Origin of the sequence: Companilactobacillus miaonis, assembly GCF_036913615.1 — a bacterium.
Lineage (GTDB): Bacteria > Bacillota > Bacilli > Lactobacillales > Lactobacillaceae > Companilactobacillus.
Genome location: NZ_JAYKTX010000019.1, coordinates 15,604 through 33,369, shown reverse-complemented (window position 1 = coordinate 33,369; position 17,766 = coordinate 15,604). Strand labels below are relative to the sequence as shown.

Below are 17,766 nucleotides of genomic sequence, written 5' to 3'. Positions count from 1 at the left end.
TGTGAGAACTCCAATGATACCTGATTTTTACGTCTTGGTGTTTTTATTTTGTCATTTTTCTAAAGTGGCTAACTTGATTATAAAATTCGCCAGTAATTTTGAATTTAACAATCACAAAAATTGTCTAAACTCTATTAAAAAGGTTTAATATTAGAGTATGCACTTTTACAGGAGGGGTTAGAAAATGAGCAAAAAAACAGACGATGAGCGTCCAGTAACCAAAATTATGGAAGAAGTTTCTGAGGGGATCAATGACGCTGAACCAGTTTTCTCAGCCCAGTCTGAAATAATCGAAGAAAGTACTGGTAAACAGGCCGTCCGCTACGTTTTATGGGGTTTGATCTCAGTTGTAGTTAACTTTGGTACCTTCTATCTTCTTTATCACGCTATTCATATGAATTATCAAATCGCCAATTTAATTGCCTGGTTTCTAGGCGTTCAAGTTGGATTCTGGGTCGATCGAGTTATTGTCTTCCGTCACAAATCTAAAACTGCCTTTGCAGAAATGTTAGCCTTTTACGGAACTCGAATCTTAACCTATTTAATTGAGACAGCAACTCTTTGGATTGGAATTTCATTATTAAGTGCCAATGGAACAGCTTCAAAAGTTGTTGGACAAATCTTAGCAATTATTGGTAACTATGTACTTTCCAAATTCTTTATTTTTAAGAATCGTAATCATTAATATAGAGAGTGGAACAAGAGCGTTCAGCTCCCGGAGGATAGCGGAACTTTTCAAATTGCACGCGCATTTTGCGGGCGGTTTGGGAAGTTTTGCTATCTTGTAGGGAGTTGCTCTTGTGTAACTCGTTTCGGTTAGAGAGTGAAACAAGCCCGCTTAGGCTCAGACAGATAGCCTAATTTCACGAATTGCACACCGCTCTTGTGTGTGATTTGGGAAATGTAGCTATATGGCTGGGCCTGGCTTGTGTAACTCATTTCAGTTAAAAATCAGAACATACTCAACTCTCGAGCATTAAAGCAAATATACCGTGGTAATCGTTCTTTGATTACCACGGTATATTTGTTTAATAGGAGTAAAAATAGTTATGCTCTAAATTCATTTTTTAATTCAGAACTTCATTCAATTTCTTGGCAGTCTCTTTATTATTAGAGAATAATTTCTTCTTTCGTAATAATTTATAGACATCGACTCCAGTTTTTAGTGATTCTGTTACTACCTCACTAGCAGTTTGATAGCCGATTATTGGTGTTAATTTGGTCACCGTTTCGACACTTTTGTCCAAATCCTGTTGACACTTAGCTTTATTGGCCTTGATTCCAGGAATACACTCAGTCGTCAACATTTGACAAGCATTCTTTAATAATTCAATTGATTCAAATAGATTATGAAAGATCACTGGCTCAAAAGCGTTCAATTCCAATTCACCCGACTCAGCTGCCAATGTGACAGTTGTATCGTTGCCAATCACCTGAAAGGCAATCTGGCTGACAACTTCGGGGATAACTGGATTCACTTTTCCTGGCATGATCGATGAACCTGCTTGTCTTGCTGGTAAATGGATTTCGTTGAAACCACTTCTCGGACCACTCGAGAGCAATCTTAAATCGTGACTCATTTTCGACATTGTGACAGCCAATGCTTTTAAACTGCCGGATATTTGAACAAACGAATCTAAATTCTGAGTTCCATCAATTAAATCGAATGCAGGATGAACTTTAACTTGATAAATTTTCTGCAGTTGAGAATATAGCAAGTCTTGATAGCCTTTGGAAGTATTTACTCCCGTTCCAATCGCTGTTCCACCAAGGTTCAATTCCAGCATGGCAGGCAAATTAATTTTCAATCTATACAGACATCTTTTGAGTCCATCCGCAAAAGCATTAAAAGTATTCCCTAATGTTGTAGGTACGGCTTCTTGTAACTGCGTACGTCCAATTTTAGAAACATCTTTAAATTCGATACCCTTCTGTTGCAATACTTTAATCAATTTCACCAATGCTTCTTCTAATTCTTGTGTCTTCAAATAAATTGTCAACTTACCTGCACTAGGATAGACATCATTGGTTGATTGCCCGGCGTTAACATCATCTTGTGGACTTAAATATTGATATTGTCCACGTCGATGGTGCAAAATTTCCAAACCACGGTTAGCGATGACTTCATTCACATTCATATTAGTTGAGGTCCCAGCTCCACCTTGAATTTCGGGAATCAAAAATTGATCATCAAATTCACCAGCGTTAATCTCTTGTGCCGCTTGTTGAATTGCTTTTGATTTTTCACTACTGATTCGATTCAATTTTTCATTAGTCATTGCGGCAGCTCGTTTAATTTGAGCAATCTGTTTTATCAATTCTAAATCAGTCTTATTGACTCTGATTTGAAAATTATTGAGAGCACGCTGGGTGTTGATACCAAAATACTTATCTTGATTGATCGACATTTCACCGATGGAATCTTTTTCTATTCTGTTTTTCATCTTAACTTCTCTCTTTCTTATACGAAGAGAAGATAACATTTGTCATTTAATTTATAAATAATTTTGATATTTTGATTTGAAAATTCTTAACTACTTTTCAAGCAGCTTTGCTATTGCCAGTGCGTTTGATAAAATTTCTTTCAAAAACACTTTTTCAATCAGATTCAGGATTCTATTGACCAAGCGTTTCTTAATTCAATAGACAACATGTAATTGTAAAATAGCTTTATTTTTTGACAAAAAAAACGACCAGTCGGTCGTTTCTTTAGACTGCAGTTGTTGCAGTCGAAATTTTAGCTTTATTTAATAGAACTGAACTAGTTACAACTGACAAGGAACTGAAAGCCATTGCTAATCCGGCTAATTCAGGACTCAAGGTCAATCCTAATGTGAAGAACAGTCCAGCAGCCACAGGAATTCCTAAGACGTTGTAGACAAAAGCCCAGAAGAGATTCAATTTGATACGATTGAAGGTCTTACGACTTAGTTCTAAGGCTTTGGCAACATCGCGTAAATCATTCTTCATTAAGACAATACCACCAGATTCGATAGCGATATCAGTCCCTGAACCCATGGCAATTCCGACATCAGCCATGGTTAATGCTGGTGCATCATTGATTCCGTCACCGACAAAGGCAACTTTACCATCTTTTTGTAAAGCTTTAACATGATCAGCTTTGTCACTTGGTAAAACATCAGCGATTACTGAGTCAATGCCGACTTCGTCAGCGATAGCTTTAGCAACACGTTCGTTATCACCAGTCAACATAACTGTCTTCAAACCACGTGCTTTCAAAGTGGCAATAGCCTCTTTAGAGGTTTCTTTTGGTGCATCTTGAATGGCAATTAAACCAATAATTTTGTTATCCAAACCAACGAAAACAACCGTTTTAGCTTCGTTTTGAAGTTGAATCATCTGGTCTTTCATTTCTGGTTTGATTTCAGCATCATTTAACAATTTATCATTACCGACAAAAGCAGTTTGACCATTAACTTTGGCGGAAACTCCCTTACCTTCGATAGCTTTAAATTGCGTGACATCAAACTTAGTTACTGACTTCTCTTTTGCTTTGTCCAAAATGGCTTGAGCTAGTGGGTGCTCACTTGATTCTTCCATCACGCTGGCAATGGCAAGGACATTTTCATCCCCAACAATGTCAGTTACTTCAGGCTTACCTTTAGTGATAGTACCAGTTTTGTCGAAAACAACAGTCTTAACGTCGTTAACTTCCTCCAAAACTTCACCATTCTTGATCAAGATACCCATTTTGGCACCACGACCAGTTCCAACCATCAAGGCAGTTGGTGTTGCGAGTCCTAAAGCACATGGACAGGCGATGACGACTACGGATACACCGAAGATCAAAGCTTGTGCAACGGTTGCTCCTAAGAAAACGTACCAAACTAAGAAAGTCAAAATTGATAGGATCAGAACTGCAGGTACAAAGATCTCTGAAACCTTATCAGTCAAATTTTGAATTGGTGCATGACTGTTTTGAGCTTTTTTAACTAATTCAACGATTTGAGAAAGCATGGTATCTTTCCCAACCTTTTCAGCTTTAAACATGAAAGTTCCATTGCTGTTGATAGTTGAACCAATGACTTTGTCTCCAACATTTTTTGCGACCGGCATACTTTCACCAGTGACCATTGACTCATCAATTGTCGAACTACCTTCCGTTATAACGCCATCGACGGCAATTTTTTGTCCAGGTTTTACTCTGATTAAATCCCCTGTGACAACTTCTTCTAGCGGAATTTTCACTAGTTGGCCATCACGCATAACTTCAGCCTCTTTAGCTTGCAGATCAACTAATTTTTCAATTGCATTTGAAGCGTTATTACGCATTCTTTCTTCGAACACTTGTCCCAAAAGAACAAAAGTAACTACGAAGGCTGCACTCTCAAAGAAAACACTTTGGTTAGTGAACATGGCGTAAATACTATAAATATAGGCAGTTGCTGTCCCAATTGCGACTAAAGTATCCATATTTGAATGGTGCTTTTTGAATGAAGCCCAAGCACTTTGAATGAATGGACGTGCCGCTACCGCCATAACGATAGTTGTGAAAACAAACTGTGTAACGGCGCCCCCTGGTAGGTGAATTCCAAATGGCATCAAGATCATCCCGACCAACATTGGTAAAGAAAAAATCAATGCGACCCAGAAACGTTTTGTAATCGTCATTTGATCACAACCTTTCCGGAGAACATGTCCATACCGCAACTGAAGTTGAATTCTCCTGCTTTATCAGTTGGAACTTTGACGGTTTTTGCAACATTTAGTGGTAGTTGTGTTTCAAAATCCAAATCCTTTGAGTGAACAACATCCAAACAACCTTGATCTTTAGTTCTAGTAAAAGTAAGTTCAGCTGGTACACCTTTTTCTAAAGTAACTACACTTGGTTCATATTTTCCTGCAACGTTAATATTTACTTTTTGTACTGACATAATTTTTTCTCCTCTTATTTAATGATCAATTTGCCATGGAACATATCCATACCACAAGCCCATTGGTATTCGCCAGCTTTGGTTGTGTCAATCTTAATAGCTTGCTTTTCATTTTGTGGTAATTCTTGATTGATTCCGAAATCAGAAAAGACGACTCGATCCAAACAGCTGGAAGCATCTTTACGAGTGAAGTTCAAAACTGCCGGAACACCTTTCTTTAAAGTGATGACTTCTGGTGAATAGCCCCCGTTCACTTCGACATCAACACTTTGATTGTCATCATTGACTGTGGCAGTAGTTTGAGCAACCTCATGCTTGCCGAAGAACCACCAAAGAATGAATCCAATAATTGCTAAACCGATGATCAATACGATTATTCTTGTCATATACCTTCTCTTCTTTCCCATTTCCATTCAATTGTTTACATCTGTAAACTTCATTTATTATACTAAGCTACAAGTTTACATTTGTCAACTAAGAAAACTAAAAAAATAAATTCCAACAAAATACGGAATTTATAATTAGTAGGAAACCTTAATTCCCAAGAAATATTGTGCTAAGAAACTTGCCTGTTCTGAATTGACCTTTAAACCGCGCATCATTTCCTGGTCTAAGTCAATCGTTTCAAACTCGCTATCACTGAAGTCCAAATTCTTAAGCTTAGTTTGCCAAAATGTCATCTCATTTAGGTTACAACGCGTGAATCTAACTTTGACTAATTTATTCTCATTGAAGCTGGCATCCTTCATTTGACAACCGCTGAAAATCACCGTTTTTAAATTGAGTTGATTCAATGCCGCCATATCCAGCAAACAATTTTCAAAAGTAACATTATTTAAAAAGGATTGGTCAAAATTAGTCCCCAGTAACTTGCAGTTTTTAAATGTCACGCGATAGAAACTTCCCTCGCTCAAGATACAGTTCGACAAATCGCAGCCGGAAAAGACAGTATCCGACACTTCAAACTTATCAAAATTCCCGCCGATAAAAGTTTCATGTTTTAAAAATGACTTATCGACTACTGGATGAGCAATCGTCAAATTTTCAATCACTTCATTTTCTAGCAATTGGTTGCCCAAATAATAATCTTCTTCATCCAATATATTATAGAAGGAACCTTTCTCTAAATAGTCGGCTACCACCTTAGGATTTTCCAAATTTATCACCTCACTAGCATCATAGCAAATTCTACCTGGAGTTACTATTTGGGGTTCATATCTATTTCTAAATAGTTATGAAATCGGTTTCAAAAGGCTCCCTTTTCCGTTATACTCCTCAATGAAGGGTGTGAACAAAAACAGAAAGGAAATTAACATGCATACTGATACAACGATTCTACATGGTTATCCGATGCTTGATCCGGTTACTGGCGCAGCTTCAATTTCCAAATGTCAGACTTCAACTTTCCATCAAAATGACTTCCCTAAAGCTGGCCAATATACTTACACTCGCTTTTCTAATCCAACTATTCATGCAGCTGAATTAGCGGTCACGGCTTTAGAAAAAGCTAAGTATGGGATTGCTTACTCATCTGGAATGGGTGCCATCTCGGCAACGTTATTAACTTTAAAATCCGGCGACCACATCGTTTTAGGAAAAGATATTTATGGTGGAACTTTCCAATTGATTCACGATTTAATGAATAATTTTGGCATCACTTATACTCAAATTGATGAAACTGATACTGGGGCTTGGGAAAAAGCGATTCAAGAAAACACCAAGATGTTTTACTTGGAAACTCCATCCAACCCCTTGTTAAAAATCACCGATCTTCAAGCAGTTTGCCAAATTGCCCAAAAGCACCATATCATTAGTGTTTGCGACAATACTTTTATGACACCACTAGTTCAAAGTCCATTTGAATTAGGTTGTGACGTGGTAATTCACAGCGCAACTAAATTTCTCGGCGGTCACAGTGATATCGTGATGGGGATTGTGTTAACTAATGATGAAAAAATTGCTCAAAACTTAGAAAAAAACAAGCGTATCCTCGGTTCTTGTCCGGGAATTGAGGAAAGCTGGCTCTTATTGCGTGGCATCAAAACACTTGCTGTCAGAATGGAAAAAGCTTGCCACAATGCCCAATTTCTAGCTGAAAATTTGCGAACTTTAGACAAGGTTAAACAAGTTTACTATCCAGGATTACCGACTCACGATGGCTTTGAAATCAATCAAAAACAAGCCAAAAATGGTGGAGCTGTCCTTTCGTTTGAGTTAGAAAATGCACAGCAAGTTGAACAACTCTTCCACAACGTCACGATTCCCATCGTCGCAGTCAGTCTCGGCGGAGTTGAAAGTATCCTCTCCTATCCTTGGTCAATGTCTCACGCGTGCATGCCAGAAAGTGATCGCATCAAAGCCGGTGTCACGCCAACCTTGATCAGATTATCTTGCGGAATAGAGAATCCGGAAGATCTGTTGCACGATATCAAAGACTCGTTAATGTAATAGGATTCACGGGGTTCTGTAGGATTGCGTAGGATTGCGTAGGATTGCGTAGGATTGCGTAGGATTGCGTAGGATTGCGTAGGAAATTGCTAGGGAAAGCCCTCACAATTTCCTCAAGCAAGTTCTATATAAAAGAAAAAGCTTGAACATTTCATTTGTTCAAACTTTTTTGCTTTTACGAATAATAAAACATCAAAAACGTCAGAAAAAAATTTCTAAATGCTATAATTGCCTTACTTAAATAGCTGAAGGAAGTGACTACATTGAACAATAAAGACGGCAATATCGAGTATAAAGAAACTTTAACAAACCATCTGAAACGAGAAATAGTAAGTTTTGTCAACTACCAATGACTAAAGTCAGTGGCTTGTGAACTTCACTAAGTAGCTCATCACTACTTAATTACTAGTCACAACTTATTCAGATAAAGCATTGCATTACAATATCTCATGTTTTTAGACAATCGGAATCATAACGTCTTATGCGCTAATTACCAGAACTTAGGACGTGAGTTGCCAAACGCCCATATTTTTATTTATATATTGGACTATCTTCAGTTAATGTTTTAGTTAATTCAATCAAGCCTTTTGCTAGGATATTTTTAGATGCGTTCCAATCCCTAATATGGTGAGCATTGCAATTAGGACAGGTCCATTCTCTATCATTTAGGGTTAATTTATGAGTGTTCCCTGTACCCATTCTGAATTCACATTCACAGCACTGTTGAGTAGTATAGGCTGGATCAACCTCAACGAAAGTACGACCATACATTGGAGCTTTATACTCCAACATACCAATAAATGTTCTCCAACCGGCATTTGAAATAGACATAGCTAAAGCATGATTTTTCAACATATTTTTGCTCTTCAAATTCTCTCCAACTACCAAATCGTGGTTTTTGATAAGTGTAGTTGATAATTTATGAAGGAAGTCTTTACGTTGATTTCTTACCTTAGCGTGAAGTTTAGCTACTAGTTTTCGTTGTTTCTGATAGTTCCTAGATTTCCAAAGTTTTCTACCCTCAGATTTAGCCCGTCTAGCTCTTCGAGATAGCTTACGTTGTTCTTTGGCTAATCTACCTTTGATAGAACGATAGAATCTAGGATTATCAATAGTATTGCCGTTACTATCAGTTAGAAAATTTTCAGTATTTAGATCATAACCAACTCGAGAGTTTGTCTTAGGCAATTGTTCTTTAAATGGTTCATCACTTTTTAACAGGAAAGAAACAAACCATTCTCCAGTTGGCAAATGCTTGATAGAAACAGTAGCTATTCTAACTAATCGATTAATAGGTAATCGTCTTGGTAATTTAACCTTAATACGACCAACTTTCGGTAGCCTGATATGTTTATTATCTAGGAATTTGATTGATCCATTGTATAAAGATGGAACACCACCGTTTTTCTTAACAGCAGATGAGCTATAGTGATTGGAAGTCCTGTAACCTTGATTTGGATTAGACTTGCGTTTAAATTTTGGAGTACCAGATTTGTGTGCTTTATTAAATAGGTTCCAAGCCGATTTATAGGCAACTTGAGCATTATTGACCATATCACTATCAATATCCTTGTCGCCTAACCATGGGTACTTATCTTTGGTGATCCGAGCCAGTCCTGTTTTACGGACTGTACTAGATTTAAGCAATTTGCCATCTTTATTATACTTCCAGTATTTTTCCGGAATAGGATATAATTCATCTAACTTATTCTTGTAAACAGGTGTGTCAGTCCAGCTGTTAGCTAGTAGCTTATTATAAACAAACCGAGAAACATTAATATTCTTCCAGAAAATTCTCTCCTGTTTTCTGTTAGGATAGATTCTCATTTTCAAACCCATCATAAATTCTGCTTTATTCTCCATCATTTCACCCCCCTTATCTTTATAGATTTATTATATACGAACATGCGTTCAAAATTCCGTGATAAGGGTGTGATATAAGAAGTTCAATATCCAAAACCAAATATATTAATAAGAAAGGAGAAGGCTTACCTCCCACGAATGAATTCGAGAGATTCACGCCTAGCTTCATTGAATAGCAATATTTATCTTGGAATTAAAGACTCTACAAAGGAAAAACTGGTAGTCGATTCAGAAATCCGTCATGAATGGGAAGAAAAAATAACTAACTGGATAAATACAGCTTTTTATCCTATCCCTTATAGTTTGATTGAAGTTTTACCAAACGAACCTGTCTTCACAGTTAAAGTACGATCCGGAAGAAACAAACCTTACGCAATTGCAAAAAACGGTTTCGATTCAAGCGGGGTTTATATCAGAGACGGAAGCTCTGCAGTTAAAGCTACAAATGAAAGGATCAGAAGAATGCAACAAGTATATGGAATAAATGACGAATTTGATTCTAATATTTCTCCAAACCAATCCTTAACCTTCAACATGGCTCAGAATATTTTTGACAATCTAACAAGAAACTTTAATAAAAAGTCTCTACAACTAATTAACAACAATAACTATAATAACGCTGCTTTATTGATTAGCGATCAAAATCCGTACATTGTTAAAGTGGCTGTTTATGATGGAAATAATGTTATGAGGTTTAGGGACAAAAGAGAGTTCCAAGGTCCCATCACAAAACAAATTGATGATATTCTAAGTTATTTGAAACTTATTAATCGTACAAGTGCGACTATAACTGGCAAGGGTCAACGACAAGAACAAAAAGACTACCCAAATACCGCTCTAAGAGAATCATTGATAAATGCATTGGTTCATAGAGATTATATGCTAAGCTCTAATGTCAAAATCGAACTATTCGATAATAGAGCGGAAATCCTTTCTCCCGGAGGGATTCCAGATGGATTAACATTAGATGATATCAAAGGAGGACTCACTGCTGCCAGAAATCCCAGACTTATACATATTTTAGATAAAATGAAATACATTGAGAATTATGGCACTGGAATTAGAAGGATTATGGAATCTTATGACCCTTCCAATTCTTCACCAGAATTTATTGTAAGAAGTAACTTTTTTAAGGTTTCTCTACCTAACCTGAACTATAAGTCACGGGAAAATGATATTGTCGATAATAAAGCAAACTTTACTGATAACGAACACAAAATAATTACAATATTGAAAGAACAAAATAGACCTCTTAAAAGGATTGAAATTGAAAGTCTTACCGAATTAACTCCAAACAAAACCATTTTGGCTTTAAGAAGTCTTCGAAAAAGAAATATTATCTTGGTAACGGGCGCTTCCGTCAATACAAGATATCAACTCCAATGATTGCGTGTGATTGCGTGTGATTGCGTGTGATTGCGTGTGATTGCGTGTGATTATTGCTAGGGAAAACCCCTACGCAAATTAAAAAAAGAGTTTGAACAGTCATTACGACTTATTCAAACTCTTTTTTTATGCTGTCACAGTTGCTGTTGCTGTTTCATGGGCAATATCAGCAATGATACTCTTACCGGCTTTGACTTCTTGATTTGGTTTCATGAAGTCAATCGTCTTGATATCATCGGATTGTTTCGTGATTGCCATGATCACAACGTTACTGTGACCAGCTGCTTTAATTTTCTTACTATCGAATTTAATTAATGGTTGTCCAGCTTTGACGTTTTCGTTGACGTCAACTAATGGTGTAAAGCCATCACCTTTCATATCGACAGTGTCTATTCCGATATGAAGTAAAATTTCTGTTCCGTCATTTAAAGTTAAGCCGACTGCGTGATTGCTACCTTGCATCATTACTGTTACTTTGCCTTGTGCCGGAGCAACTAACTTATCGCTTGTAGGATTGATAGCAATGCCATCACCTAATTGTTTCTTTGAAAACATTTCGTCGGGAACTTGTTCAATTGCTTCTGTTGTACCCGAGACAAAGGCGTTTAAATCATGAACTGTTTCTTCTGTTCCGACTTTTCTATCCGCATTCAATTTAGTTCTGGAGAACAACAATGTCAAAACGATGGTCAAAATGAAGGTCATGATCTCGCCGGCTAAGTAGAATCCCCATTGTTTAGGGAAGACACTTAGGAAGCTCAAGACACCACCAACACCGACACTGGTTGAACGAACTTGCCAAAAGCCCATCCAGGCACCACCGAAGGTACCAGCTAACATAACGGCCAAGAATGGATATCTGTTTTTCAAGTTAACACCATAAATAGCGGGTTCGGTAATTCCTAGAAATGATGACAAACCACTAGTCCAGGCAACGTTCTTCTTTTTAGCATTCTTTCTAAAGATATAAGCCATGGCTAAACAAGCTGCACCTTGAGCCATTGTAACTGGTTCACCAACTGGCCAAAGTGTTACGTACCCTAAAGTTCCGGCCATTTGTAGGTTAACTCCGAGGAACAAATGATGCATCCCGGTGATAACCAATGGGGCACAGATGAATCCATACAACGCACCACCTAAAACTGGTACGGCGTTAAAGACTGAAACAACACCTTTAGTAATCAAGTTGGCACCAGCCATTGTGACAGGTCCAACGACTAGAAATGAGGCAAATCCGGTAATCAAAAGTGTTAATGGAGAAACTAAAACTAGCTGCAAAGCATCCGGAATGTGCTTTTCAAAATACTTCTCCAGCTTAACTAATATCCAGGCGGCCACTAGGACTGGAATAACCTGTCCTTGATAACCAACCTGTGAAACGTGCCAACCAAAGAGGTTCCAGGTTGGTGTAGCAGCGGGATGTGAGGCGTAATCGTAAGCACTAGTCAAAGCTGGGTTGACCAAAATCAATCCCAAAACGATTCCTAGTAATGGATTACCACCGAACTTTTTAACCGCTGACCAACCGATCAAAGCTGGCAAGAATGAGAATGATGTTTGAGCAATCAATTGGATGATGTCGTTAACACCTTTCCATTCGGCGTGCATCTGAATAAATGAAGCGTTGGGATAAAAAATTCCTTTATTACTTAAAACATTATTAATACCCATTAACAAACCAGCAGCAACAATAGCAGGAATGATAGGGATGAAAATATCTCCCAGTAATCTAACCAACCGTTGCAACCAATTTTGTTTGGACCGGGCATCACTTTTTACTGCTTCAACAGATTCAGATTTAGCTCCGGTTTGCTTGATAAATTCGTTATAAACTTTCGGAACACTCGGGCCAATCACAATCTGAAATTGTCCACCGGCCAAAAATGTTCCTTGAACAGTATCGAGTTTCTCTAATTCTTTATCGTCGACCTTACTTTGGTCCTTTAAAATGAGTCTTAATCTGGTTATACAGTGCGTTGCCGATTCAATATTATCTTTGCCACCAATGTATTGAATGATTTTGGTAACGTCACTTTTCATATCAGCCATAAGATCATCTCCCCTAAATTTTGTATGCACTTTCAAGAACACACATAGTATAACTTGTTTAAACTAGTTTTACAAGTTATAATGTATGCGTATTCAAAATACTATAATAACAGTATAATTTAAATAAGATGTTTAACTTAGTTAGTAGGTGCATGAAATATGGATATAAATTTAACTCCCTTTAGTTACCGTGGTGCTTACATGTCAATCTTTAGACATGATGAAAGGCTTTGGTTGCAATCACTCCATGGTATTTCCAAAAATAATATGGATAGTTTAGAAATACTCGTCACTCATAATGGTAGAGCCATTCCCTTTAAAATTGTAGAAAATCACACTCTCTTGGAATTGAAAACCGATTTTGGGGATGTCAAAATTTGTTTTGATACAGCTCAAAAAATAGTATTTTATAGTCAAGCTAAGCTGGGAATTCGTTTCGAAGCACATCCAAAATACAATTTCGAATATAGTTATAAATTAGGAAAGAAGAACTCACCGTACTACATTGTCAACAGTTACAAGAATTTGACTAAATATTTGATTTACACTTCTAAAGGTATTGCTAATTTAAGTCAATCCCTTTCAGTTGATACTACTGGTAGCAATAAAACTGCAAATAATAGTTCAATTATTGATATCAAGCCTAACGTAGACGATTCGTCATTTCTCGCAATCGTCCAAGATATTCCGACCAATATGGCCAAGCCTGTTCAAGAAAATATCAATTTTTCAACAATCACTAAAATTGCATCAGAGAACTTCACCAGTTTTGCTAAACAATTCAAACCTGTTCAAACTAGTTTTAAAGATGTTCAACTTGATGCGATTTATACCCTCTGGTCAGCCATCGTCAATCCTTTGGGTAATTTGAAAGAATCAGCCATTTACGCCTCCAATAACAAATTCCCCGGTGTTTGGAGTTGGGATCATTGCTTCATGGCTCTAGCCTTAGCCGGAGTTGACAATCAATTAGCTTGGGATCAGATGAAAGTTGTCTTTGATCATCAAGATCAAGATGGCCAACTTCCTGGTTCTGTCAGTGACTCCACCATCAGATGGAATTTCTCCAAGCCACCAATTCACGCCTTTATTTTTCAAAAAATGTCTCAAAAAGAAACGTTTGATCAACCAAAATTACGCGTAATTTATCAATGGATTGCCAAACAAGTGGAATTTTATTTGAAATTCAAAGATTCCAATGAAGATGGAATTTGCGAATACGACCACGGAAACGACAGCGGACAAGACAACAGCACTGTTTTCAGTAGTAATACCGTTGTTGATTCTCCAGATTTATCCGCCTACCTGATCTTTGCAATGAATTATTTGATCAAGTTAAGTGAACAGACTAATCAAGTTGAAAAAATTGAATATTGGTCAAAGAAAAAAGCCATTTTATTGGCAAAATTTAATAACTATTTCTTTGATAAATCCTCATTACCCGTGGCAAAAGAGATGTTCACTGGTAAAAAGATTGCTTCCCAAAGCTTATTGCCATTAGTTTCCTTAATAATTAGTCCTGATTTAGATAAATCTAAAAAACAAGCTATTGTCTCGGATTTAAAACAACACTTTATTACTGACTTCGGGATTTCCACTGAAGCAATCGACAGTCCGTTATATCAGTCCGACGCATACTGGCGGGGTCCAATTTGGGGACCATCTTCAGTCATTATGTATGAAGCTTTAAAAGATGCTGGTGAAAATACTTTGGCCAAAAAAATAGCAGCAAGATTCTGCCAAACTGTCAAAAATTATGGCTTCGCAGAAAATTTTGATGCTAAAACTGGTGTCGGTTTGCGTGATAAGTCATTCTCATGGACCGCTAGTGCCTTTCTTTATTTTGCTAATGAATTGGATTTGTAAAAAAGTATTAAATAGACAATAATTAAAGATGTAACTATTTTTGGAGGTGGATATTATTCCTAATAATAAATATGATTCGATTTACGCTGATTTGAAGAATCGAATTAAACAGGATGAATTTCAATATCAGGACAAACTGCCTTCAGAAACAAATTTGGTCCTTCAATACAATTGTTCGCGTAATACTTTACGTCGCGCCATTAAAAAATTAGGTGCTGACGGCTATGTCCAAAGTGTTCGTGGCAAGGGCGTTATCGTCATTTACAATTCACATTTAGAAAACGATTTGATCAAAAATGGCAATCATTCTTTTTCACAAATGGCGGATCGTAATAAAATTAAATTTAAGACAACTGTTTTACTTTTCGACGAAATTGAAGTCGACAAGAAATTGTCATTAGAGAGTACCTTCCCGATTGGTACACCCGTTTATTACATCAAACGACTTCGTTCGATTGGTTCGGATAATTATATTGTGGAAGAGAATTATTTTATGCGAAAAGTTGTCAAAGACTTAACTATCAACATTGCTCAAGATTCTATCTACAAGTATTTAAAAGATGTATTAAACGAGCCAATTGCCACAACTAAAAGGATTTTGACAATTGGGCTAGCTAATGAGCAAGACAAGAAATACCTTGATTTGAAAACTTACAATGCCATCCCAATCGTAACTAATTACTCATTTACTAATGATGGAACGATGTTTGAATATACTGTCTCACACCATCGTCCAGACAAATTTATCTTCTATGACCAGAATGAAACTAATCCAGTTTCATTTATGCTGAAAAACTAAAAAAGGTTTGAGTAGTCGAAAGACTACTCAAACCTTTTTTTAAATCGATTCATTCATACTCCAAGTTAACGTTCCATTATAAGTTCCCGCGGTGGAATTTGGCGACAACTGCATTTGCCAATCGTTAGCACCGACGTAATTAGTTAAGTTAAGTGATTGTTGTGATCCAGAGAAATCGCTGGTACGAATCAAGGTCCCTGTTGGTAACAGCGGTTGCCAAGTCCCTAGGTCATTTTCGGAATTATCTCTTTGCTTGATGAACAATAAGCCACTACTATCACTTGGTAGTGTATCGCCATTAGCATTCTTCATTTGAGTTTCTTCATTATCATTGTCATAAGCGACACTGACGTTGAAATTATTGCTATCGGGATGTGTGACGACTAATTCTCCCTTGGTAGCAACGTTAGTAATCGTCTTCGACGACCCTGCTAGGTTGACAGAACCAAAGTCGATCAAACTTGGTACTGAAGTGAAAGCATTAGATTTTTGGACGTTTACGATGGCATCGGTAGACGTCATTGTCGGAATTGTTTCATTACCAGGCGTTGTAACGCCACCCGTAATCGTAACGGTGTTATGAATTTGCCCAATTGCGGCCCCGGTTATTTTGGCTTTAAAATCAATTGTTAAGTTCTCACCTGGCTTCACTTCTGCAATTCCTGTACCAATATTTGGTGATTCATAAACATAACCATCTGGGCCTTTAACAGTTGCCTTGCCATCTTGCTCTAGTCCTGTCGGTAAGTTCTCTACCAACTTTGATCCGGTAGCTAAGGATTGTGTACTATCGGATGTTACACCAAAGTAAATATGGTATTCAACCGTATCACCAATTTTAGCATCGGTACTATCTTTGAAGTCAGTCTCCCCATTGGTTACATTCTTAACCTCTTTAGTGAAATCAAAATTATAACTCGGTTTTTCCACTTCGATATCGACCGATGCATTATACGTCTTGTCGTCTGTTTTGGTATCATGACCTGTAAAATCAGCGGTATTGGTAATTGTCTTACCTCCAGCTTCTCTGGTGATAGTTGCTTCATAACTAATCGTTGCTTCTTGCCCATCACTCAAAACTAAAGCCGGAGGAATAGTCAGCGTTTTCGTCGTTGCATCATAATCATCTGCTGGTATAGTAGTCGTTACACCATCGTTATTAGTTAAAGTTATTGAATTTGGATCAAGCTGTAAACCATCAGGAATTTTATCTTTTAGTGTTTTATAAGTCCACTGACTGCCATAACCGTTATTTTTAACTTTCAAATTAAATTTAAGCTTATCGTTAACATTATTTTTTCCATCGCTAGTCGTTTCATTAGTATAATTTTTCGACACGACTGGCAAGGCATATGGATTGGCTGTGACACCCATCGTTGAACCATATTGAGATGATTCACCTTTACTTAAAGTAGTGGGATTCCATTTCAAAGTATAACTTGAGTCAATTAGACCAGTTCCAGTGATACTGGCACCATATGCATAACCTTTGGATTCAGCACCAGTACCATCTTTGGCGAACCCTTTGGCCCAGTTCATTGAACCAGAGGTAAATTCTTGTCCAGCATATTGGTCAAAACCATATGGTAATTGATTAGTAACCATTAACTTATAACTACCATCTTCAATATATAGACCGTTGCTCGTTCCCAAATCTTTAATAGAAACACGGTCATTATTACTTAATTTCGTATCTTCACCAAACATAACTTGGAAACTCTGTGTTCGATCAGAATTATTCGTTAAGTACAATTTTCTTTGAATATCAGCCGAATTAGTTGGTGAAGCTCGCAATAGAATTTCAGCCTTTAAGTCAAAAGCGTTATTACCAGTTCCCGTTCCACGGACAAAGTCACCTACTATTTTCAATGCCAAATGACCATTCTTGTCTGTCCCTGTATAAATTTTCTTATTAGTCATATTAGACAACAAAGAATAATCCTTAGCCGTTACTGTTGAAGGCATCGTAGTCGGCACAATCAAAAAATCGGGTGAAGTCATTGAAACTTGTTGTGTCCGATCACTCAATACTGAACTAGTATGCGTACCTTGGAAAATTGCTCCGACATAACTTTGATTATTTCGCAAAAAGACATTCATTTTTGTATTATAAATATTATTTGCACCAGCAATAACGGAATCTTTAGTAACGGTATCATCGTTGTTAGTTTTCACCATACCGTCTGCAGAATTAGGGGTAAAAACATTTCCATTAGTGTCTTGCGCTAATCCGAACGTATATCCTAAATCCAATTGCCCACCAATATTGATCAATTGCATAGAAGAATACGAGCTGGGTGAACTATTCCAAGTAATGTCACTGTCAACATTTGCGGCGTCTGCATCAGCTGCTTTAACAGTTGTTAAAGTTGAACCTAAGAAAGTAAGCAACATAAAAAATGCAATTATCAAAATTCTCTTAATAATTTTATACCCTTTTTGCATACTTTCATCTCCTAT

Annotated in this window: 13 protein-coding genes; 5 read left to right on the top strand and 8 right to left on the bottom strand. The window is 37.1% G+C overall.

What is annotated here, in order from left to right:
* The first annotated feature begins 184 nt into the window (after positions 1 to 184).
* Entirely contained in the window at positions 185 to 685 is a 501-nt protein-coding gene (locus tag U8521_RS12555) for a GtrA family protein (protein WP_334352920.1), read from the top strand.
* Positions 686 to 1,067: 382 nt separating this feature from the next.
* Here U8521_RS12555 and U8521_RS12550 read toward each other — a convergent pair whose 3' ends face one another.
* The 5 genes from U8521_RS12550 to U8521_RS12530 all read right to left on the bottom strand — a co-directional run bounded on the left by U8521_RS12550 (position 1,068) and on the right by U8521_RS12530 (position 6,052).
* On the bottom strand, positions 1,068 to 2,444 hold the full coding sequence (locus U8521_RS12550; RefSeq protein WP_334352919.1) for an aspartate ammonia-lyase: 1,377 nt from the start codon (positions 2,442 to 2,444) through the stop codon (positions 1,068 to 1,070).
* A gap of 265 nt (positions 2,445 to 2,709) precedes the next feature.
* Positions 2,710 to 4,632, bottom strand: a complete 1,923-nt coding sequence (locus U8521_RS12545; protein WP_334352918.1) for a copper-translocating P-type ATPase — start codon at positions 4,630 to 4,632, stop codon at positions 2,710 to 2,712.
* Positions 4,629 to 4,895 carry a cupredoxin domain-containing protein gene (locus tag U8521_RS12540; RefSeq protein WP_334352917.1) on the bottom strand — a complete coding sequence of 89 codons (267 nt, stop codon included), beginning with the start codon at positions 4,893 to 4,895 and terminating at the stop codon, positions 4,629 to 4,631. Before U8521_RS12540 ends, U8521_RS12545 begins: the two co-directional genes overlap by 4 nt.
* Before the next feature lie 14 nt (positions 4,896 to 4,909).
* Complete coding sequence (locus U8521_RS12535; RefSeq protein WP_135374629.1) at positions 4,910 to 5,281, bottom strand: cupredoxin domain-containing protein; 372 nt, start codon at positions 5,279 to 5,281, stop codon at positions 4,910 to 4,912.
* A 135-nt stretch (positions 5,282 to 5,416) separates the two neighbouring features.
* Complete coding sequence (locus tag U8521_RS12530; RefSeq protein ID WP_334352916.1) at positions 5,417 to 6,052, bottom strand: pentapeptide repeat-containing protein; 636 nt, start codon at positions 6,050 to 6,052, stop codon at positions 5,417 to 5,419.
* A 157-nt stretch (positions 6,053 to 6,209) separates the two neighbouring features.
* Between U8521_RS12530 and U8521_RS12525 the strand changes: the two genes are divergently transcribed.
* The gene (locus U8521_RS12525; protein ID WP_334352915.1) at positions 6,210 to 7,343 is read left to right on the top strand and encodes a trans-sulfuration enzyme family protein; all 1,134 of its coding nucleotides are present in this window, start codon (positions 6,210 to 6,212) and stop codon (positions 7,341 to 7,343) included.
* A gap of 531 nt (positions 7,344 to 7,874) precedes the next feature.
* On the opposite strand, the gene U8521_RS12520 is transcribed toward U8521_RS12525, so the two are convergent.
* Positions 7,875 to 9,209, bottom strand: coding sequence for an RNA-guided endonuclease InsQ/TnpB family protein (locus U8521_RS12520; RefSeq protein WP_442886158.1), 1,335 nt, complete (start codon positions 9,207 to 9,209; stop codon positions 7,875 to 7,877).
* A 135-nt stretch (positions 9,210 to 9,344) separates the two neighbouring features.
* Here U8521_RS12520 and U8521_RS12515 point away from each other — a divergent pair, with 135 nt between their 5' ends.
* Positions 9,345 to 10,592 carry an ATP-binding protein gene (locus U8521_RS12515; RefSeq protein WP_334352914.1) on the top strand — a complete coding sequence of 416 codons (1,248 nt, stop codon included), beginning with the start codon at positions 9,345 to 9,347 and terminating at the stop codon, positions 10,590 to 10,592.
* Between the two features lie 126 nt (positions 10,593 to 10,718).
* On the opposite strand, the gene U8521_RS12510 is transcribed toward U8521_RS12515, so the two are convergent.
* Entirely contained in the window at positions 10,719 to 12,641 is a 1,923-nt protein-coding gene (locus tag U8521_RS12510) for a PTS sugar transporter subunit IIABC family protein (RefSeq protein WP_334352913.1), read from the bottom strand.
* A gap of 159 nt (positions 12,642 to 12,800) precedes the next feature.
* On the opposite strand from U8521_RS12510, the gene U8521_RS12505 reads away from it, so the two are divergent.
* Together U8521_RS12505 and U8521_RS12500 are read left to right on the top strand one after the other, a co-directional pair.
* Positions 12,801 to 14,507, top strand: coding sequence for an amylo-alpha-1,6-glucosidase (locus U8521_RS12505; RefSeq protein WP_334352912.1), 1,707 nt, complete (start codon positions 12,801 to 12,803; stop codon positions 14,505 to 14,507).
* 46 nt (positions 14,508 to 14,553) lie between these two features.
* On the top strand, positions 14,554 to 15,306 hold the full coding sequence (locus tag U8521_RS12500) for a GntR family transcriptional regulator (RefSeq protein ID WP_334333229.1): 753 nt from the start codon (positions 14,554 to 14,556) through the stop codon (positions 15,304 to 15,306).
* Positions 15,307 to 15,345: 39 nt separating this feature from the next.
* On the opposite strand, the gene U8521_RS12495 is transcribed toward U8521_RS12500, so the two are convergent.
* Complete coding sequence (locus tag U8521_RS12495; RefSeq protein WP_334352911.1) at positions 15,346 to 17,751, bottom strand: isopeptide-forming domain-containing fimbrial protein; 2,406 nt, start codon at positions 17,749 to 17,751, stop codon at positions 15,346 to 15,348.
* Between the last annotated feature and the right edge of the window lie 15 nt (positions 17,752 to 17,766).